This window comes from Pseudomonas putida NBRC 14164, from assembly GCF_000412675.1.
GTDB classification, from domain to species: Bacteria; Pseudomonadota; Gammaproteobacteria; order Pseudomonadales; family Pseudomonadaceae; genus Aquipseudomonas; species Aquipseudomonas putida.
Genome location: NC_021505.1, coordinates 5027671 through 5047117, shown reverse-complemented (window position 1 = coordinate 5047117; position 19447 = coordinate 5027671). Strand labels below are relative to the sequence as shown.

Below are 19447 nucleotides of genomic sequence, written 5' to 3'. Positions count from 1 at the left end.
TACTCAGAGGAAGCCATGGCCAACCCAGGTTCGCCGCGCCGCTTTGCGCGCATCGATCGTCTCCCCCCTTACGTCTTCAACATCACTGCCGAGCTCAAGATGGCCGCCCGCCGCCGTGGCGAGGACATCATCGACCTGAGCATGGGCAACCCCGACGGCGCCACCCCGCCGCACATCGTCGAGAAGCTGGTGCAGGTTGCCCAGCGTGAAGACACCCACGGCTATTCCACCTCTCGCGGCATCCCACGCCTGCGCCGGGCCATTTCCAACTGGTACAAGGAACGCTACGAGGTCGACATCGACCCGGAAAGCGAAGCCATCGTGACTATCGGCTCGAAAGAAGGCTTGGCCCACCTGATGCTGGCCACCCTCGACCAGGGCGACACGGTGCTGGTGCCCAACCCCAGCTACCCGATCCACATCTACGGCGCAGTGATCGCCGGTGCCCAGGTGCGTTCGGTGCCGCTGGTGCCGGGTGTGGATTTCTTCAACGAACTCGAGCGGGCCATCCGCGAGTCCATCCCCAAGCCGAAGATGATGATCCTGGGCTTCCCGTCCAACCCGACCGCCCAGTGCGTGGAGCTGGACTTCTTCGAGCGCGTGGTGGCCCTGGCCAAGCAGTACGATGTGCTGGTGGTGCATGACCTGGCCTACGCCGACATCGTCTACGACGGCTGGAAAGCCCCGTCGATCATGCAGGTGCCTGGCGCCAAGGACATTGCGGTGGAGTTCTTCACCCTGTCCAAAAGCTACAACATGGCGGGCTGGCGGATCGGCTTCATGGTCGGCAACCCCGAGCTGGTCAACGCCCTGGCCCGGATCAAGAGCTACCACGACTACGGCACCTTCACCCCGCTGCAGGTCGCTGCCATTGCGGCACTGGAAGGTGACCAGCAATGCGTCCGTGACATTGCCGAGCAGTACCGCCAGCGCCGCAACCTGCTGGTGAAAGGGCTGCACGAGCTGGGCTGGATGGTCGAGAACCCCAAGGCATCGATGTACGTATGGGCGAAGATCCCTGAGCAGTATGCACACATGGGCTCGCTGGAGTTTTCCAAGAAGCTGCTGGCCGAGGCCAAGGTGTGCGTGTCGCCGGGCATCGGTTTTGGCGAATATGGTGACGACCATGTGCGCTTTGCCCTGATCGAGAACCAGGACCGTATTCGCCAGGCCATTCGCGGCATCCGGCAGATGTTCCGGGCTGACGGGTTGGCCCGCAAGTAAGCGCTTGGGGCTGCAAAGCAGCCCCTCGATTTTGCAGCAGGGCGAGCTTTCCGCCTGCGTTTCACCGATCAGCCTACCTATCTTCAGCACTCATTTCTCACCAAAGAGACTCCTCCCCATGAGTGTGTTCACCGCCTACTTCTGTGGCACCGGCTCGCATCGCTTCGACGATGCAAACCCCAACTTCTGGAACGGCGAGCTGGTTTCGACCCTGGCCGCCAACGACCAGGGCCGCGAATTCGCCCACTGGATTGCTGTTGACGGCCCCGGCAGCGGCAACCTTCAGGATGACAAGCTGTTCGTAGAACCCGGCGGGTACTTCAACTGGACCGGCCAGTTGTTCGGTAGCGGCTGGGAAGAAAACGTCAACCACGTGCTGCAGGTGATCAAAGGCGAAAGCAGCTGGCAGCGCACCAAGCTGAGCGAGGAAGAGTACGGGCGGCTGAAGGATGCTGGCGTACCTGTTCCGGAAGTGTCGTCCACGGCTTCGTGGTTCTGGCGTACCTACGACTACGGTGACCGCCACCCAACGCCGCAAGAGTTGCAAGAGCGCATCATCAGCATGTTCCGCAAGCCGCGCATTCCGACCCAGGTGAACCTGGTGGGCTGGAGCCGGGGCGGCATCAGCTGCCACATGCTGGCCAACGCCATGGCGAAAGACCCGGTGTTGCGAAACGTACCGGTGAATATCTTTGCGATCGACCCGGTGCCTGGTGTCGGCAATGTGCAAGCCGAGCGCATCGCACTGGCGGAAAACGTGCGTGAATATGTCGGCTTCTACTCGCGGGATGAGCGTTCCAAAGGGTTTGCCTGCGTGATCCCGTCAGTCGCCAGTGGCACCCAAATCTGTATTTATCCGATGCCCGGGCGTCATGCCACGCTGGTCGGCAACGCCTCGGTCGATGGTGCAAGCGACGGCACGGTGCTCAAGGAGCCTGGGCTGATCGTGCGACATTTCGCTGAAGTCTGCCTGACCCGCTGGGGGGTTCAACTGGGCAGGCAGCTGGCGTTGAACGACAGCCAGTTGATGAAGTGTCACCAAGCCATGGCCGCGGCCGAAGCGCAGTACCAAGCCATGCGCGTCAAATCCTATACAGTGCTGACCGAGGGTCAAAAGCATGACCGGTTGGTGCATTGCGGCGAGGACCGTACGCAGTTCAGCAAGGTGTGTGGTGATGACTATGACCCGACCGAAGGGCTTGCCTTGCAGCGTTGGGATGTCTCCACCTACAAAGCATTGCGCTGAACGAAGCGGGCGGCCGGATCAGTGGCAAATTTTTTTGCATGTACCCTCTATCCAGCCGCCCCTGGTTCGATTGAGAATGGCGCCGCGGGCCAACCCCGATAACAACAACCTTCCCTCCGTGGCATCATGTCTGAATATAACCCTTGCCTTGACTGCGGCGCCTGCTGCGGGTACTTCCGTGTGTCTTTCTTCTGGGGCGAATGCCAGTCTGCCGGGGGCGTTGTGCCGGACGACCTGGTGGTACAGATCAACCCCACCCGCGTTGCCATGATCGGCACTGATGCCAAGCCCTGCCGCTGCGTCAGCCTTGAAGGCGAGATCGGCAAAGAAGTCGCTTGTACCATTTACGCCAACCGCTCCAGCCCTTGCCGCGAATTCGAAGCATCGTGGGAGGGGGGTGTGCATAACCCCAGCTGCGACGATGCGCGGGCGGCGTATGGGCTGCCACCACTGACGCCGCCAGGCGCCAACGAGCCGCATTGGCCGGATGATGGGGCTGAGGTGGCCTGAACCCTTTATGGTCGCCTTGGCTGGCCCTGTCGCCGGCAAGCCAGCTCCCATAGGTACTGCACAAGGCTCAGGTTCTGTGGTGGCCTGGTGGGAGCTTGCCGGCGATGGGCTGCAAAGCAGCCCCGGGATGCCTGAACCCTGCACTTGACGTTAAACTGTCATCTCCCCAGCAATGGACAGGAGATCCGGCGTGACCCCACCCCGCAGTTTCCCCAGTGACCTCTGCCTCGACAGCCCGCGTCTGCACTTGCGCCCCATGCGCCATGCCGATGCTGCGCAATGGCTGGCGATCATGGCCGACCCCGAGGTCATGCGTTATTGGCACCATGCCCCCTGGCAAGACCTGGCCGAAGCCGAAAGCGCCCTGGCCGCCGACCGCGAAGCCTATGCCAATGGCGATCAGCTCAAGCTCGGCATGTATCGCCGTGATAACGGCGAGCTCATCGGCATGGTGCAGCTGTTCAATATCGACGATGTGTCCCGCCGCGGCGAAATCGGCTACTGCCTGGCCAGTGCCGTGCAGGGTAGGGGCTACATGGACGAGGCATTGACCTGCTTCATCGATTACCTCGCCCACACCCTGCACATGCGCCGCCTTGAAGGCGAAATCGACCCACGCAACCAGGGCTCGGCGCGCACACTCGAGCGGCAGGGCTTTGTGCTGGAAGGCACCCTGCGGGCGCGCTGGTGCGTGGCCGGTGAGCTGTCCGACTCGGGTATCTACGGGTTGTTGCTTGAACCACCTGTTGCATAGTCGTGCGCCGCATGGTGTCGCCGTGCGGCACCTATTGAGGGTCTGGAAGCGGGGCAGGGCCTGGGTTATGGTCGTAGGCTGTCCCGTTTCCTCCAGGTGTGCCCCTTGCCCGTTTTCTACTTGAGCATCAGCCTGCTGTTGTATCTGCTCGCCCTGTTTTTCGATGGCGCGCTGATGAGCGGCGCACGCCACATGCCAGCCCTGCAGATGTTGCTGTACGGGCCGTGGGGCATGCCCTTCGGCTTGTACCAATGGTTTGCCAACCCGCTGCTGGCCCTGGCCATTCTTGCCCATCGGCGGTTCCGACGCCTGGCATTGCTGGCCGGGTTGGCGGCGGCGTACCTGGCGGCCAGCAGTTTCGGCATCACCCGCCTGCCGGACAACCAGAGCTATGAGTTTCACGACCTGACCGGTTTTGGTGCTGGTTTCTATCTGTGGCTGGCGGCCATTGGGGTGTTCTGCCTGGGGCAGGCCTGGCATTGCTGGAAGGCACGTAGCGCCGACGACATGCCGGGCTGGAACTGGCTGGATGTGGCGTTGATTGCGGCGCTGGGCGTGGCGCTTTATTCAGCCACGCAGATGCCATCGCTGCGCTTCCACCCAGGCAAGGTACTGATGCCGCCAGAACAGCCGCAGTCGTTTTGATACCCGCAAGGAGGGTTTGCATGATCAAGCATTGCCTGACAGGCCTGGCAATGGCCTGCGTTTTGCCGCTGGCGGTGGCGGACGATTACACGCCGGCCTACGGAAAGTGTATGGACAAGGCCTCCAGCACCGTGGCCATGAGCGAGTGCATCCAGGCCGAGACACACGTGCAGGACCAGCGTCTGAACCGGGTGTACAAGCAGTTGATGGGCAAGCTGGATGCCGGGCAGCAGAAAAGCTTGCGGGATGTGCAGCGTAAATGGCTTGCCTACCGCGATGGCAATTGCCAGTTTCATGTGCAGGCCAGTGGCGGGACGATGGCGCAGCTGGAGGGAGGGTCATGCATGATGGACATGACCCGCGACCGGGCGGCGGAGCTGGAACGGGTGCTCAGCCCCGGGCAGTGAGGTTGCCTGTACCGGCCTCATCGCCGGCAAGCCAGCTGCCACAGGTACAGCTCACAGGCAGAAGATGGCACTCAACCTGTGGGAGCTGGCTTGCCGGCGATGGGGCGCGAAGCGTCCCCGCTTTTACTGGCGAGGCTCGCGCAGCGCCCGGGCCTTGAGGTATTCGCGCACTTCCACGGCGTTCCCGGCAAACTCGATACGCTCTGCCTTGGCTGCACGCTGGTAGGCATACATCGGGTCGTAATACTCGTTGAGCAAGCCTTCGATCCAGCCCCGGTGCAGGTCCACCGCGCCGCTGCGCTGTTGCTCCTCAAGGGCGAGGCGCAGGATCTGCGAAAGCCGCTGATAGCGCTCCCCACCCAAGCGCTTGCAGATGTTGGCCATGCTTTGCAGCATGCGCTCGGCAAACAACCGGCGGCCATCCTCCTCACCATGCACGCCGATGAACTCGGCACTCAGGTTGACCACGTAGTCGCGCAAGATGCGCTCCACGCGGTTGGCGAAGCTGTCTTCCAGCCACACCAGCGGGTACTGCTGCATACCCTGATACAACTCCAGTGGCACCGTACAGCTGCCGACAATGCGGCCTTCATCTTCCAGCACGAACTGCTCCCAGCCGCGGGCGCGCTTTTTCAGCACATCGATGGCCAGCTGGTTTTCGAAATCGATCTGCGCCGGTTGTGCAGTGGCACGTTTGCCAAAGCTGGAACCGCGATGGTTGGCGTGGCCTTCCAGGTCGAGCACGTTGTCCAGCTGGTGCAGCACATCGGTCTTGCCGGTACCGGTCAAACCGCCCACCAGCACAAAATCGCATTGCGCTACCGCCTGCTGGGTGGTTTCCAGCAGGAAGGTGCGCATGGCCTTGTAGCCACCTTTGACACGCGGGTACTGGATGCCTGCCTCATCGTGCAGCCAACCCTGCACGATCTGCGAACGCAGGCCGCCCCGGAAGCAGTACAGGTAACCTTGCGGGTGGGCCTGGGCAAACGCTACCCAGGCATCCATCCGCGCCTGCTTGGTGGCGCCGCTGACCAGCTGGTGACCCAGGACGATGGCGGCCGCCTGGCCTTGCTGTTTGAAGCAGGTGCCGACCTTCTGCCGCTCCTGGTCGTTCATCAGCGGCAGGTTGACCACCCCAGGGAAGGCGCCTTTGGCGAATTCGACGGGCGCGCGCATGTCCATCATCGGCACGTCGTCGAGGAACAGCTGACGGAAGTCGGTGCAGTCGGGGCGCATCAGAGCACCTCGACCGCGTGGCTCTGTCGCTCGACCAGCTTGCCGATAGGCGACAGTTGCAGGCCCAGTTCGGCAGCCACGGCGAGGAAGTCGGTTTCACCCTCCGGGGTAACGGCCACCAGCAGGCCACCGCTGGTCTGCGGGTCGCACAGCAGGTGCTTCTGGTCGTCGGTGAGGGTGCCGATCTTGTGCCCGTAGCTGTCGTAGTTGCGCAGGGTCCCACCGGGGATGCAGCCCTCGGCCAGGTAGTGGTCGACACTGGGCAGGCGCGGTACCGCGGTGTAGTCCAGGTGCGCGGTGAGGCCGCTGCCTTCGGCCAGCTCGACCAGGTGGCCGAGCAGGCCGAAGCCGGTGACATCGGTCATGGCCTTGACCCCGTCGAGTTTGCCGAAGCGGCTGCCAGGGGTGTTGAGGGTGCACATCCAGTCGCGGGCCAGGCCCTGGTCCTGCGGGCGCAGCTTGGCCTTTTTCTCGGCGGTGGTGAGGATGCCGATGCCCAGTGGCTTGGTCAGGTACAGCTGGCAGCCTGCAGTGGCGGTGTCGTTGCGCTTGAGGTGGCGCTTGCTGACCACACCGGTGACGGCCAGGCCGAAGATTGGCTCGGGGGCGTCGATGGAGTGGCCACCCGCCAGCGGGATACCGGCTTCGGCGCACACGGCGCGGCCGCCACGGATCACTTCACGGGCCACTTCCGGTGGCAGCACGTTGACTGGCCAGCCAAGAATGGCGATGGCCATCAGCGGGTCGCCGCCCATGGCGTAGATGTCGCTGATTGCGTTGGTGGCGGCGATGCGGCCGAAGTCGTACGGGTCATCGACGATCGGCATGAAGAAGTCGGTGGTCGAGACCACACCGCGCTCATCGTCCAGCGCGTACACTGCTGCATCGTCGCGTGACGCGTTGCCGACCCACAGTTTAGGGTCCAGGGCCTGGGTGCCGCTTTCGGCGAGGATCACGTCCAGCACCTTGGGGGAAATCTTGCAGCCACAGCCGGCACCATGGCTGTACTGGGTCAGGCGAATCGGCTCGCTCATGTGTACCTCAGCAGGTCAAATTGTTGCGCGATTGTAGCAAAGCTGGCCTTTGGGCCCTTGCCTCTTATAATTCCCGATGTCGGCGGATTTGTCGGCACTTCCCCGCTATTGAACCGGAGAACACCCATGCTCAAACGCCCCCTGGCGCTCGCCGCCGGCCTCGTGCTGTCCTGCTGTGCCGTTGTCGTACAGGCCGCTGAAACCCTGCGGGTCAGCGCCATCCCCGACGAAGCGCCGACCGAGCTGCAGCGCAAGTTCAAGCCACTGGGTGAGTACCTGGGCAAGCAACTGGGCATGGAAGTGAAGTTCGTACCCGTAGCCGACTACCCGGCGGTGGTCGAGTCGCTGGCCGCCGACCGCCTGGACCTGGCCTGGCTGGGTGGTTTCACTTTTGTCCAGGTACACCTGAAGGACCCGACTGCCACGCCGCTGGTGCAGCGTGAGCAGGACGCGCAATTCACCTCCAAGTTCATTACTGCCAACCCCGATGTGAAGAGCCTGGCCGACCTCAAGGGCAAGTCGTTTGCCTTCGGTTCCATTTCGTCCACGTCGGGCAGCCTGATGCCGCGTTACTTCATGCTCAAGCAGGACAACATCAAGCCTGAAGCGTACTTCAGCCGCGTGGCTTATTCCGGCGCCCATGACGCCACCGTGGCCTGGGTACAGGCCGGCAAGGTAGAGGGTGGCGTGCTCAACGCCAGCGTGTGGCAAAAGCTGGTGGATGCCGGCAAGGTGGATACCAGCAAGGTGAAGGTGTTTGCCACCACGCCTGCTTACTTCGACTACAACTGGACCGTGCGCGGCAACATGGACCCGGCGTTGAAGGAGAAGATCAAGAAAGCCTTCCTTGACCTCGACCCGGCCAACCCGGAGCACAAAGCGATTCTGGACCTGCAGGCTGCCAGCCGCTTCATCGAAACCAGGCCTGAGAACTACGAGGGCACCGAGCAAGCCGCACGCGAGGCCGGCCTGCTCAAGTGACTGCTTCGAATGTAGCCATCCATCTGCACGGTGCCAGCCTGCACCATGGCCAGGTCCACGCGCTTGATGCGGTCAGCCTGCGTATCGGGCAGGGCGAGCGAGTCGCCATCATCGGGCCGTCGGGGGCGGGCAAGTCGAGCTTGCTGCACCTGATGGCCACGGCCATCCAGCCCAGCGGCGGGCGCCTGGAGCTGCTCGGCGAGCAACCTTGGGCGTTGTCGGCCCGGGCACGGCAGCGCCTGCGGGCACGGGTTGGCCTGGTGCACCAGGCGCCGCCCTTGCCGCCACGCCAGCGGGTGGTGACGGCAGTACTGGCCGGCCGCTTGGGGCAGTGGGGGGTAATGCGCGGCTTGCTCAACCTGCTGTACCCCGGCGATGTACCCGGGGCACGGCAGGTTTTGGCGGAGCTGGGGCTGGCCGACAAACTGTTCGTGCAGTGTGGGCAATTGTCCGGTGGCCAGTTGCAGCGCGTGGGCATTGCCCGGGCGTTGTACCAGCGGCCGCAGGTGCTGCTGACCGATGAGCCGGTGTCGGCCATGGACCCGGTACTGGCCGACCACAGCCTGGCCTTGCTCAACCGCCATGCCCAGGCCAATAGCGTGACGCTGGTAGCGAGCCTGCATGCCGTGGAGCTGGCGCTGGCGCATTTCCCGCGGGTGATCGGTATCCGCGAGGGGCAGGTGGCGTTTGACTGCCGGGCCGATGCGGTCACCCAACCCATGCTGGATGCGCTGTACGCCAACGAACAACTGGCGTCGCCGCCAATCCAGGGGCCGACCCTGACCGTGCAGATACCGCGATGCTGAAGGCCGACACCCGCGACCCGGCCCTGCTGCCGCGGTTGCTGCTGGCCTTGCTGGCAATTGTCGTGCTGTGGCCAGGCATTCAGTTGAGCGAGCTGAACCCGTGGGTGCTGTTGCAGGCTGAGAACCGACAGCAGATCGCCAGTTTCACCAGTGCCTTTTGGCCGCCTGCACACGATGCCGACTTTCTCGCATTGCTGTACGAAGCCACTCTGCAAACCCTGGCCGTGGCCACTGCAGGCATGGCGTTGGCATTGCTGCTGGCAGTGCCAGCCGGGCTGATGGCCAGCCGCGCCTTGTCGTTGCGTGCCGCCTCCCGCGGCGGGCGTGCCGGGTTGTGGTCGCGCTTGCTGCGCCTGCCGGTGCGCGGGTTGCTGATTTTTCTGCGCAGCGTGCCGGAAATTGTCTGGGCGCTGCTGTTTGTACGGGCCGTGGGGCTGGGGCCAACGGCGGGCGTGCTGGCTATCGCCATCACGTACAGCGGCATGCTCGGCAAGGTCTACGCCGAAATCTTCGAGTCGGTCGACCAGCGCCCGGCCCATGCCTTGCTGCAGGCGGGCAGTGGCCGGCTGGCGGCGTTTCTCTACGGCATCCTGCCCAATGCTGCATCGGAAGTGGTGTCATACACCGTGTACCGCTGGGAGTGCGCGGTGCGGGCTTCTGTGGTGATGGGCTTTGTCGGTGCTGGCGGGCTGGGCCAGCAGATCGACCTGTCGATGCGCATGTTCGATGGTGCGCAAGTGGCGAGCATGCTGCTTACGTTCTTGCTGCTGGTGATGCTGGCCGACCTGCTCAGCCGCCTGCTGCGCTGGAGGCTGGCATGAACCGCGCAATCAACCTGTTGCTGCTTGGCGCCATCGCGGTGGCGGTGGTGGCCTCGTTTGCTTACCTGGAGCTGGACCTGCGCGCACTGGTAGGCAACGGCGGGCTGGGACAGATGGGTGAGTATGCCGGGCGCTTCCTGCACCCGGACCTGTCTGCCGATCACCTGAAGGCAGTATGGCGTGGGGCGCTGGAGACCCTTGCCATGTCTGGCCTGGGCACCTTGTTGGCGATGGTACTGGGGATGTTGCTGGCGCTGCCGGCGGCGGGGCGCTTCGGCTGGCCGTTGCAGGGCGCGGCGCGGTTATTGCTGAATGCACTGCGGGCCATCCCTGAACTGGTGTGGGCGGCGCTGACGGTGCTGGCGGCAGGCCTTGGCCCCAATGCGGGTACCCTGGCCTTGGCGCTGCATACCGCTGGCGTGCTGGGGCGGTTGTTTGCCGAGGCGCTGGAGAACGCACCGCCAGAGCCGGCAGCGGCTATCCGCCTGCAGGGCGGCAGCCAGGTGGCGGCGTTCTGCTTTGGTACCTTGCCCAATCTGTGGCCGCAATTGCTGGCCTACAGCTTGTACCGCTGGGAGAACAACATCCGCATGGCCAGCGTGCTGGGGTTTGTCGGGGCGGGTGGCTTGGGGCAGATGCTGTACACCACCTTGAGCCTGTTCCAGGAGGCTCAGGCCAGCACGGTGATCATCGGGATGCTGGTGCTGGTGTTGCTGGTAGATGTGTTGAGTGACGTGTTGCGCCAGCGCTATGTGCGGGCCTGACGGAAAGCCCGGGCTGCAATGCAGCCCCGACATCTCTCAGGCGTTTACAGCCTCGGCACACTGCGCCTCCCGCTGCATCGACTCCAGGTTACGCTCGATCGTCTCGCATATGGTATCCATCTGGATCTGATGCTCGCTGAACCTGAACGGGCTCTGCAAATCAGTCCCGATCCGCTCGATGGCCAGCAACATGAACCCTACCACCGTCGACGCCAGCGGCGTGAACCAGCCCAACGACTCCACAAGCCCCACCGGCACGATCAGGCAGAACAGGGTGATGAACAGCCGTGGGAAATACACATAGGGGTAGGGCAATGGCGTATTGGCAATCCGTTCCATGCCGCCCTGGGCGTTAGAAAGGTCTACCAGCGTCGACTCCAGTCGCGCCAGACGAATGCTGTCCAGTCGCCCGGCCTGGTATTCCCGCGCCAGCAAGGCTGCCGAGCCGCCGAGAATGTCATTGGCGAAATTGTTCGAGCGGTTGCGCCGTTCGAACTCCGCAGGCGGGATGAAGGCCATCAGCTCGTCCGGGCAGCGTTCACCCTTCAGGTGCGCCGCCAGGCAGTTCACATAGGCGATATGCCTGCGCAGCAGGGTGGCCTTGACCGGGTTCAGGCCATCATCCGGGTCATCGATCAGGGTCAGCGTCTGCCGGGCGAAGCTGCGCGACCCGTTCACCAGCGCCCCCCACAACGTGCGTGCCTCCCACCAGCGGTTGTAGGCGCTACTGTTGCGAAAACTCACCAGCACCACCAGCGCCGAGCCCAGCAAGGTCAATGGGATCAACGGCAGGGTGAACTTGCTGTTGAAGAACAGCATGAAATCGATGGTGACCAGCACATCCCAGATCAGCAGCCAAAACAGCGACCAGCCGATGTAGCCGATGGTCTTCACGGCCAGGCGGTACTTGCGGGTGATGATGTCTTTCACGCGGGGGTACCTCGAAACGCAGGGGATGCAGGATCGGACGTCGAGGCTCGTCGAAGGTTCGAGGGTTGAATGTTGCAAGGGATTTTGTAGCTGAAACGAAGGGAAAAATCCTACCAGCCTGTCAGATGTGCCTGAATTCCTGATTCAGCTCAAAAACGACAGAGTGGGTCGCTTCAATCCTTGAATTGGTGTATCCATAAGGATACGATTGGGTGACCACTTGATGTTTCTCGTTGAACAGACGGAAAGCTTTGCCGCTTGCCTATCGAGCTTGAGAGATTTGAGGGCCAGGCTGGCGATAGGTCGTAGGCTGGAGCGAGCAGCGGGGGGCAATCTTGGTGACTTCAAGTGGCTTGGAGGCGATATTGGTGAGCTTCGCATCGACGTAGCTGCCGGTTATCGCGTCTATTTCACGCAAAAGGGGGAGAGGTTGGTTTTACTGCTGGTCGGCGGCGACAAGTCCACCCAGGCCGCCGACATCCTCAAAGCCAGAAAGCTGCTGAAGGAGATGAAATGAGCGAAAAATTGATCCCGTTTGATATGGCAGCCTTGTTGAGCAGCGATGAGGCAATCAGTGAATACCTTAGCCAGGTGCTATCAGATGGCGATACCGAGGAAATCATTCGAGCACTTGGACATATCGCTCGTGCACGGGGCATGACACATATTGCTACGGAGAGTGGGCTGGGTAGAGAAAGCCTGTACAAGGCGCTGAGCCCTGGCGCGAAGCCTCGTTTTGACACGGTATTGAGGGTCATTCGTGCTCTGGGGGTGGACCTTCTCGTTCAGCCACAGGCAATGACCCGCTGATCCAGCTCGGTTAAGTCACTATTTGCTTCATCTGCACCAACGCTACCCGCGTGCCGTCCCACGCCTGCCGCTCCTCGATGCCGAACGGTGTGAAGCCCAGCTGTGGATAAAGCAGCAGGCCGGCGGTGTTGTGATTGAAGCATGACACCCAGACCTCCCGGGCGCTGTACTGCTGGCGGGCGAGGTCGATCATTGCCGCTACCAGATAACGCGCTACACCAAAGCAGCGGGCGCTGGGGGCCACCACTACGTTGCCCAGGGCACATACGCCGCCATGTTCGGCTTTGTAGAAATTGGCGAAGGCCAGGACAGCGCCGTTACCTTCCACTACCGTGGAGCCGCTGCGTTGGGCTATGGCGTCGCTCAGCTGGTTGGGGGTGAGGGGGTAGGTGGCTTTGGGGAACATGTAGAACAGTTCGTCCGGGTTCTGCGGGAAGCTGCAGATGACGGGGATGTCCTCGGGCCGGATGGGGCGGTGGGTCAGGTGCATGGCAGGTCCTTCTCGCGTTGGTTGGCACGGCCTCTTCGCGGGTACTGCACAAAGCTCAAATCCTGTGCAGGCCCTGTGGGAGCGGGTTTACCCGCGAAGAGGCCATCAGCCTCACATCATAGGCCGCTTTCCATCCAATACCGCGCCCCGATTCACGGCTTGGCGGCCACCGCCACGTAGCCTTTGACCGAAGCCGGTGCCTGGGGCTTGGCCTTGTGCGCCAGCAGGTACTGGTAACGCCGCCATTCCTTGTCGATTTCGCTGAACGACATGAACACGCTGATGCGGTCCTTGCCGGCCAGGTCCGGGCGCTTGCCGGCGTCGATCTCGCTGGTGGGAATGATGGCCACGTTGATGCCCACCACCTTGCCATCATCGGCAAACACAGGCCCACCCGACATGCCCTTGGTGATCGGGCCGTCATGCACTGAGTAGAAGACGCTGCCAGGCGTACCTTCAAGCCGTACCAGTGACGGCAGGGCATGGCCCTTGCCCTGCATCGGCATCATGAAACTGTTGAAACCCACCGCCGTCACGGCTTCCCCAGGCACGTACTGGCGCCAGTGCGGCACGCTGCTGGCCTTGTGCTTGAAGAACACTACGTCACCGAGGCCCTCGTGGACCACGTTGCGCAGGAAGGGGGTGTGTTTGGCGGTTACAGCGTAATCCTCGTTCCACTGGATGGCGCTGGCCATCAGCAACATCGGCAGCGGTGCACCGGAAGTGACCACGAAAGCCTGGCTGTAGACGGGGTCTGAAACGTACGACGTTGGCACTCCATTGCACCCACTGAGCAGCATCATTGCCGCCATGCAGGGCGCGATTGTTTTCATGTGTCACACAGGGTGTGGAGAAATGGGAGCGCAACTATGGCTAAGTGCCATTACGCTAGCAATACTTTCGGCATATATCCGACGAATGACAGCTTAAGTGTTAGTCATGACGGCGGCCAATAGAATGCAGGTATGGCTACAGGTCCCAGAGCCATTGGGGCGGCGTCAAAGTGGGGGGATTTTTTTCGGGCGGATCTGATGGGTGTGAGCTGCATTGGGCGACCCCACTGACAAGCTACCTTTTTCAGGGCGACCTGTTCATAGTTGCCAGTCGACTTACCCTGAAAGGAATCAGAACATTGTTTAAGCTAAATCCTCTGGTGCCGGAGCTGATTGTTTCTGATCTACCCCGCAGCCTGGCATTTTACTGCGGCGTACTCGGCTTCAAGATTGAATACGACCGGCCAGAAGAGCATTTTGCCTTCCTGTCTTTTGGTGGCAGCCAGCTGATGCTGGAGCAGGACTGGCAGAGTGAGTCACCCTGGCGGGTCGGCCCGCTGGAGCCGCCGTATGGTCGAGGCATCAACCTGTCGATCGAATGCGCTGATGCACTGTCCTTGGTCGCGTCGCTGGGGGTTGCAGGGCATAGCATCAGAAAGCCGATTGAAGAGTGTTGGTACCGCCAGGGCGGCATGCTGGTCGGCCAGCGCAATTTCCTGGTGCAAGACCCGGACGGCTACCTGCTTCGGTTTGCTGAAGATCTCGGCGTGAGGAGCGCCTGAGCCAAGGGCGGATGCACGAAAAATTGACCCCAGGTTGCGCTCAATGGCGCCACATAACGCTATACACCCACACAGTTACTGAATTCTCAGCGCTTGTTGCCTCCGTGCACTTTCGAAACTAAGCCAGCATCTTCGCTCGAACTAACTTGCCTCTTTCGAGTGTTGAATGTCGCCATATCAACTATTTATGTCCCCTGCGCGATAGTTTCAAAATGGCTGAACTAAGTATTTGCCCACAGCGCTTTTTCCCGAAGCGGGTCATCAACAAAATAGCCGCCCTTCAATTTTAAGCATCAGCCTGACGCGGTGGCCGAAAGTTGACCGCGGCGGCTGGCGGCCAGGTAGGTGGCTCGCCGCCTGAGCTGATGAACCCACACCGATTACCAGGAAAGGAAAGTGTCATGGGAATGACGAGGCGTAAATTTTTGATCGGCGGCGGCGTCGTGGCTATTGCAGGTGGCGCAGGCATTCTGACCCCCTTGCTGACCCGCGAAGGCCGGTTGATCCCCGGCAAGCCGCGGTTTGGTTTTGTAGAAGGCACCGAAGGTGCACTTCCCAAGCAGGCAGACGTGGTAGTTGTTGGCGCTGGTATTCTGGGGCTCATGACCGCGATCAATCTTGTCGAACGTGGCCTCTCGGTAGTCGTCGTTGAAAAAGGGGATATTGCCGGCGAGCAGTCATGCAGGTTCTATGGTCAGGTCATGACCTACAAGATGCCTGACGCGACGTTCCAGTTGCACCATCTTGCGAAACAACGGTGGCGCGAGATGAATGCCAAAGTGGGTGCAGATACCAGCTATCGCACACAGGGCCGGGTCGAAGTTCCTTTCGATGAAGAAGACCTGGAAAGCGTCAGAAAGTGGATTGATGTCAAAAGCCGGGAAGTAGCAGCGGACAACCCCTTCAAGACTCGGATCATTCAGGGGAATGAACTCGAACAGCGGCTGCGCGGTGCATCATCGAGCTGGAAAATTGCAGGTTTCGAGGAAGACTCCGGTAGCCTGGACGCCGAGCGCGCATCGTTTGTCATGGCGGAGTACGCCAAGAAAATGGGTGTGCGCATCTACACCCACTGCGCCGCAAGGGGCCTGGAAACCCAGGCAGGCGTCATTTCCGATGTGGTGACCGAGAAGGGTGCCATCAGCACTTCTCGCGTGGTCGTGGCAGGTGGCGCCTGGTCCAGGCTGTTCATGCAGAACCTGGGCGTCGATGTGCCTACCTTGCCGGCCTACCAGTCCCAGCAAATCATCAGCGCGGCACCCCGTGCACCGGGGGGCAACGTTGCATTGCCGGGGAATATCTACTTCCGCGAGCAGGCCGACGGTACATACGCCACCTCACCGCGCGTCGTCGTTGCCCCGGTGGTCAAAGAATCGTTCATGTATGGCTATAAATACCTGCCATTGCTGGCCATCCCCGACTTCCCGGTGCACATCTCACTCAACAAGCAACTGATCGATTCGTTCACTCAGCCCACCCAGTGGAGGCTGGACGAGGTATCGCCCTTCGAGAAAAACAGGCTGATGACGGCGGCCCCGGATATTCCAGAGCTGGACGCATCTCTGGAAAAGCTCAAGGTCGAGTTCCCTGCCTTCCAGGATGCCAAGTTGATCGATCAGTGGAGCGGTGCCATGGCCATCGCCCCGGATGAGAACCCGATCATTTCGCAGGTCAATGAGTACCCAGGCCTGGTCATCAACACCGCGACCGGCTGGGGTATGACGGAAAGCCCGGTGTCGTCCGAGCTGACGGCAGACCTGCTGCTTGGAAAGGCGCCGGTGCTGGACCCGAAACCCTTCAGTTTGTATCGATTCTAAGTACACATACCGCAATGGAATGACCCGTACACGCATCATCGGTGCGTGTACATTCTTGCGTAACCATCAGGAGAGAAATATGAAATTCGCTTTCAAGACCGTTGCTGCATTGGCGTTGGGATTAGCCGGTGCCGGCAGCGTTCATGCACAAGATATCGTGCGCCATGGCGCAGGTAGTTTCCCTATCTCGTCGGCTGTAGAGATTCCTGCCGGGAAATCGATCGTCTACCTGAGCGGTTCCGTCCCGTCGGTGATCCATCCCGACGCGCCCAAGGATTCGCTGGAAGCCTACGGTGATACCAAGGCACAAACCATCAATGTGCTTGAAAGCATCCAGCAGCAGCTGAAAGCGCTGGGTCTTGGCCTGACTGACGTGGTGAAGATGCAGGTATTCCTGGTGGGCGGACCGGAGCACGGCGGGAAGATGGATTTCGACGGTTTCATGGCCGGCTACACCCAGTTCTTCGGCCCAGCCGCCAAGCAGCCGGTGCTACCTGCGCGCTCGGCGTTCCAGATTGCAGGCCTGGCGCACCCTGCCTGGCGGGTTGAGATCGAAGTGACAGCGGTCCGCCCCTGATAGGGCCTTTGCCTAGCCCGGCAAAATCGTCGGGCACAAAAAAACCGACCATAAGGTCGGTTTTTTCCGGATTTTGGTGCCCCGAGGGAGACTCGAACTCCCACTCCTTTCGAAAACGGATTTTGAATCCGCCGCGTCTACCAATTCCGCCATCAGGGCGTGTGGCGCGCAGTATAGAGAGGTGCCGCTAGTCGGTCAATCGGCTTTCATGGTCAATTTTCACACATTGGGCTAAACTTCCCGGCCCTGCCGAACCGAACATCATCATGCGCGTCGCCGATTTTTCCTTCGAACTCCCTGATTCCCTGATCGCCCGCCACCCGTTGGCCGAGCGCCATGGCAGCCGTCTGCTGGTGCTCGATGGGCCGACCGGCGCGCTGGCGCACCGGCAATTCCCCGACCTGCTCGAGTACCTGCGCCCCGGCGACCTGATGGTGTTCAACAACACCCGGGTCATCCCGGCGCGGTTGTTTGGCCAGAAAGCCTCCGGGGGCAAGCTGGAAGTGCTGGTCGAGCGCGTGCTCGACAGCTACCGGGTGCTGGCCCATGTGCGTGCCAGCAAGGCGCCGAAAGTGGGCGCGGTGATCCTCATCGATGGCGGTGGCGAGGCCGAAATGGTCGCGCGCCATGACACGCTGTTCGAGCTGCGTTTCACCGAAGAGGTGCTGCCATTGCTCGACCGCGTCGGCCATATGCCGCTGCCGCCCTACATCGACCGCCCCGACGAGGGCGCCGACCGTGAGCGCTACCAGACCGTGTACGCCCAGCGCGCCGGTGCGGTTGCCGCGCCCACTGCGGGCCTGCACTTTGACGAAGCGCTGCTGGAAAAGATTGCTGCCAAAGGTGTGGAGCGGGCTTTCGTTACCCTGCACGTGGGCGCGGGCACGTTCCAGCCGGTGCGGGTCGACAAGATCGAAGACCACCACATGCATAAAGAATGGCTCGAAGTGGGCCAGGATGTGGTCGATGCCATCGAGGCCTGCCGCGCACGTGGCGGCCGGGTGGTCGCGGTCGGCACCACCAGCGTGCGTTCGCTGGAAAGCGCGGCGCGCGATGGCGTGCTCAAGGCCTTCAGCGGCGACACCGACATCTTCATCTACCCGGGCCGGCCGTTCCATGTGGTCGATGCCCTGGTCACCAACTTCCACCTGCCGGAGTCCACGCTGCTGATGCTGGTCTCGGCGTTCGCCGGTTACCCCGAAACCATGGCTGCCTACGCGGCGGCGGTCGAGGACGGGTACCGCTTCTTCAGTTACGGTGATGCCATGTTCATCACCCGCAATCCGGCGCCACGCGGCCCCGAGGATCAAGCATGAGTCGCACCTGTCGAATGTCCTTCGAACTGCTGGCTACCGACGGCAAGGCCCGTCGTGGTCGCATCACCTTCCCACGTGGCACGGTGGAAACCCCTGCGTTCATGCCGGTGGGTACCTATGGCACGGTCAAGGGCATGCTGCCACGCGATATCGAGGCCATTGGCGCCGAGATGATCCTGGGCAACACCTTCCACCTGTGGCTGCGCCCGGGCACCGAGGTGATCAAGAAGCACAACGGCCTGCACGACTTCATGCAGTGGAAAGGCCCGATCCTCACCGACTCCGGTGGCTTCCAGGTGTTCAGCCTGGGCGCCATGCGCAAGATCAAGGAAGAGGGCGTGACCTTCGCCTCGCCAGTCGATGGCTCGAAGGTGTTCATGGGCCCTGAAGAGTCGATGCAGGTGCAACGTGACCTGGGCTCGGACGTGGTGATGATCTTCGACGAGTGCACCCCGTACCCGGCCGAGCACGACGTGGCACGTACTTCCATGGAGCTGTCGCTGCGCTGGGCCCAGCGCTCGAAGAACGCCCACGCCGACAACACGGCGGCGCTGTTCGGCATCGTCCAGGGCGGCATGTACCAGGACCTGCGCATGCGCTCCCTGGAAGGCCTGGAAAACATCGGTTTCGACGGCCTGGCCATCGGTGGCCTGTCGGTGGGCGAACCCAAGCACGAAATGATCAAGGTGCTGGATTACCTGCCGGGCATGATGCCTGCTGACAAACCTCGTTACCTTATGGGGGTAGGCAAACCGGAAGATCTCGTTGAGGGTGTGCGCCGCGGCGTCGACATGTTCGACTGCGTGATGCCTACGCGTAACGCGCGTAACGGCCATCTGTTCGTCGATACAGGGGTGATCAAGATCCGCAATGCGTTCCATCGCCACGATGAATCGCCGCTGGATCCGACCTGTGACTGCTACACCTGCACCAACTTCTCCCGCGCCTATCTCCATCACCTGGACAAGTGCGGCGAAATGTTGAGCAGCATGCTGAATACCATCCACAACTTGCGCCATTACCAGCGCTTGATGGCCGGTTTACGCGAGGCTATTCAACAGGGTAAATTGGCCGCCTTCGTCGACGCCTTCTACGCCAAGCGCGGGCTTCCTGTACCGCCTTTGGACTGACTGTCTGCATCCATTATTAGAAAATTACATTAGGAGTGCCCAATGAGCTTCTTCATCCCCGCCGCATACGCGGACGCTGCAGCACCTGCCGCTGGCCCAGCCGGTACCGGTTTCGAGTGGATTTTCCTGGTTGGTTTCCTGGTCATCTTCTACCTGATGATCTGGCGTCCACAGGCCAAACGTGCCAAAGAGCAGAAGAACCTGCTCGGCAACTTGCAGAAAGGTGACGAAGTTGTCACCAACGGCGGCATCGCCGGCAAGATCGTCAAGGTTTCCGATGATTTCGTGGTGCTGGAAGTTTCCGACACTGTCGAGCTGAAGTTCCAGAAGGGCGCCATCGCGGCAACCCTGCCAAAAGGTACGCTCAAGGCTATCTGAGTTACCGGTTTTATTT

The 19447-nt window shown here is 61.6% G+C and carries 23 protein-coding genes and 1 tRNA gene; 18 read left to right on the top strand and 6 right to left on the bottom strand.

What is annotated here, in order from left to right; translation table 11 throughout:
* Nucleotides 1-15 precede the first annotated feature (15 nt).
* From alaC to PP4_RS22450, 6 genes are all read left to right on the top strand, one after another.
* Entirely contained in the window at nt 16-1224 is a 1209-nt protein-coding gene (gene alaC, locus PP4_RS22475) for an alanine transaminase (protein ID WP_016501427.1), read from the top strand.
* A 118-nt stretch (nt 1225-1342) separates the two neighbouring features.
* Entirely contained in the window at nt 1343-2470 is a 1128-nt protein-coding gene (locus PP4_RS22470; RefSeq protein WP_016501426.1) for a hypothetical protein, read from the top strand.
* A gap of 126 nt (nt 2471-2596) precedes the next feature.
* Nucleotides 2597-2980, top strand: a complete 384-nt coding sequence (locus tag PP4_RS22465) for a YkgJ family cysteine cluster protein (protein ID WP_016501425.1) — start codon at nt 2597-2599, stop codon at nt 2978-2980.
* Nucleotides 2981-3170: 190 nt separating this feature from the next.
* Nucleotides 3171-3734 carry a GNAT family N-acetyltransferase gene (locus tag PP4_RS22460; protein ID WP_016501424.1) on the top strand — a complete coding sequence of 188 codons (564 nt, stop codon included), beginning with the start codon at nt 3171-3173 and terminating at the stop codon, nt 3732-3734.
* Between the two features lie 105 nt (nt 3735-3839).
* Complete coding sequence (locus tag PP4_RS22455; RefSeq protein ID WP_016501423.1) at nt 3840-4379, top strand: hypothetical protein; 540 nt, start codon at nt 3840-3842, stop codon at nt 4377-4379.
* A 20-nt stretch (nt 4380-4399) separates the two neighbouring features.
* Entirely contained in the window at nt 4400-4786 is a 387-nt protein-coding gene (locus PP4_RS22450; RefSeq protein ID WP_016501422.1) for a lysozyme inhibitor LprI family protein, read from the top strand.
* A gap of 123 nt (nt 4787-4909) precedes the next feature.
* On the opposite strand, the gene mnmH is transcribed toward PP4_RS22450, so the two are convergent.
* Both mnmH and selD read right to left on the bottom strand, forming a co-directional pair.
* Entirely contained in the window at nt 4910-6022 is a 1113-nt protein-coding gene (mnmH, locus tag PP4_RS22445; protein ID WP_016501421.1) for a tRNA 2-selenouridine(34) synthase MnmH, read from the bottom strand.
* Nucleotides 6022-7056 (bottom strand): selenide, water dikinase SelD, encoded by a 1035-nt coding sequence (gene selD, locus PP4_RS22440; RefSeq protein ID WP_016501420.1) that lies wholly within the window; start codon nt 7054-7056, stop codon nt 6022-6024. The genes mnmH and selD overlap by 1 nt, the downstream gene beginning before the upstream one ends.
* Nucleotides 7057-7182: 126 nt before the next feature.
* Between selD and PP4_RS22435 the strand changes: the two genes are divergently transcribed.
* Genes PP4_RS22435 through phnE form a run of 4 tightly spaced genes read left to right on the top strand, consistent with a single transcriptional unit; the run spans nt 7183 to nt 10428 of the window.
* Nucleotides 7183-8037, top strand: a complete 855-nt coding sequence (locus tag PP4_RS22435; RefSeq protein ID WP_016501419.1) for a putative selenate ABC transporter substrate-binding protein — start codon at nt 7183-7185, stop codon at nt 8035-8037.
* Nucleotides 8034-8843, top strand: coding sequence for a phosphonate ABC transporter ATP-binding protein (locus PP4_RS22430; RefSeq protein WP_016501418.1), 810 nt, complete (start codon nt 8034-8036; stop codon nt 8841-8843). Before PP4_RS22435 ends, PP4_RS22430 begins: the two co-directional genes overlap by 4 nt.
* Nucleotides 8837-9664 (top strand): PhnE/PtxC family ABC transporter permease, encoded by an 828-nt coding sequence (locus tag PP4_RS22425; protein ID WP_016501417.1) that lies wholly within the window; start codon nt 8837-8839, stop codon nt 9662-9664. Before PP4_RS22430 ends, PP4_RS22425 begins: the two co-directional genes overlap by 7 nt.
* A complete protein-coding gene (gene phnE, locus PP4_RS22420; protein ID WP_016501416.1) occupies nt 9661-10428 on the top strand; it encodes a phosphonate ABC transporter, permease protein PhnE in 768 nt (255 codons plus the stop codon). The genes PP4_RS22425 and phnE overlap by 4 nt, the downstream gene beginning before the upstream one ends.
* A gap of 36 nt (nt 10429-10464) precedes the next feature.
* On the opposite strand, the gene PP4_RS22415 is transcribed toward phnE, so the two are convergent.
* A complete protein-coding gene (locus PP4_RS22415) occupies nt 10465-11358 on the bottom strand; it encodes a bestrophin family protein (RefSeq protein ID WP_016501415.1) in 894 nt (297 codons plus the stop codon).
* A gap of 223 nt (nt 11359-11581) precedes the next feature.
* On the opposite strand from PP4_RS22415, the gene PP4_RS22410 reads away from it, so the two are divergent.
* The gene (locus PP4_RS22410; protein WP_041167864.1) at nt 11582-11875 is read left to right on the top strand and encodes a type II toxin-antitoxin system RelE/ParE family toxin; all 294 of its coding nucleotides are present in this window, start codon (nt 11582-11584) and stop codon (nt 11873-11875) included.
* Nucleotides 11872-12168, top strand: a complete 297-nt coding sequence (locus PP4_RS22405; RefSeq protein ID WP_016501413.1) for an addiction module antidote protein — start codon at nt 11872-11874, stop codon at nt 12166-12168. Before PP4_RS22410 ends, PP4_RS22405 begins: the two co-directional genes overlap by 4 nt.
* Nucleotides 12169-12178: 10 nt before the next feature.
* On the opposite strand, the gene PP4_RS22400 is transcribed toward PP4_RS22405, so the two are convergent.
* Together PP4_RS22400 and PP4_RS22395 are read right to left on the bottom strand one after the other, a co-directional pair.
* Nucleotides 12179-12658 (bottom strand): GNAT family N-acetyltransferase, encoded by a 480-nt coding sequence (locus PP4_RS22400; protein ID WP_016501412.1) that lies wholly within the window; start codon nt 12656-12658, stop codon nt 12179-12181.
* Nucleotides 12659-12810: 152 nt separating this feature from the next.
* Nucleotides 12811-13458 carry a trypsin-like peptidase domain-containing protein gene (locus PP4_RS22395; RefSeq protein WP_016501411.1) on the bottom strand — a complete coding sequence of 216 codons (648 nt, stop codon included), beginning with the start codon at nt 13456-13458 and terminating at the stop codon, nt 12811-12813.
* Nucleotides 13459-13790: 332 nt separating this feature from the next.
* Here PP4_RS22395 and PP4_RS22390 point away from each other — a divergent pair, with 332 nt between their 5' ends.
* From PP4_RS22390 to PP4_RS22380, 3 genes are all read left to right on the top strand, one after another.
* The gene (locus tag PP4_RS22390) at nt 13791-14213 is read left to right on the top strand and encodes a bleomycin resistance protein (RefSeq protein ID WP_016501410.1); all 423 of its coding nucleotides are present in this window, start codon (nt 13791-13793) and stop codon (nt 14211-14213) included.
* A gap of 401 nt (nt 14214-14614) precedes the next feature.
* The gene (locus tag PP4_RS22385) at nt 14615-16030 is read left to right on the top strand and encodes an NAD(P)/FAD-dependent oxidoreductase (RefSeq protein ID WP_016501409.1); all 1416 of its coding nucleotides are present in this window, start codon (nt 14615-14617) and stop codon (nt 16028-16030) included.
* Nucleotides 16031-16109: 79 nt separating this feature from the next.
* Nucleotides 16110-16607, top strand: coding sequence for a RidA family protein (locus PP4_RS22380; RefSeq protein ID WP_016501408.1), 498 nt, complete (start codon nt 16110-16112; stop codon nt 16605-16607).
* 74 nt (nt 16608-16681) lie between these two features.
* Here the strand turns inward: PP4_RS22380 and PP4_RS22375 are convergent.
* Nucleotides 16682-16766, bottom strand: a tRNA-Leu gene (locus tag PP4_RS22375).
* A gap of 107 nt (nt 16767-16873) precedes the next feature.
* Here PP4_RS22375 and queA point away from each other — a divergent pair.
* The 3 genes from queA to yajC are packed head-to-tail and all read left to right on the top strand — an operon-like array spanning nt 16874 to nt 19431.
* Entirely contained in the window at nt 16874-17923 is a 1050-nt protein-coding gene (gene queA / locus PP4_RS22370) for a tRNA preQ1(34) S-adenosylmethionine ribosyltransferase-isomerase QueA (protein ID WP_016501407.1), read from the top strand.
* Between the two features lie 14 nt (nt 17924-17937).
* On the top strand, nt 17938-19053 hold the full coding sequence (gene tgt / locus PP4_RS22365; RefSeq protein WP_016501406.1) for a tRNA guanosine(34) transglycosylase Tgt: 1116 nt from the start codon (nt 17938-17940) through the stop codon (nt 19051-19053).
* A gap of 42 nt (nt 19054-19095) precedes the next feature.
* Nucleotides 19096-19431: a preprotein translocase subunit YajC gene (yajC, locus tag PP4_RS22360; protein WP_016484964.1), complete on the top strand. Its 336-nt coding sequence runs from the start codon at nt 19096-19098 to the stop codon at nt 19429-19431.
* Nucleotides 19432-19447: the final 16 nt, after the last annotated feature.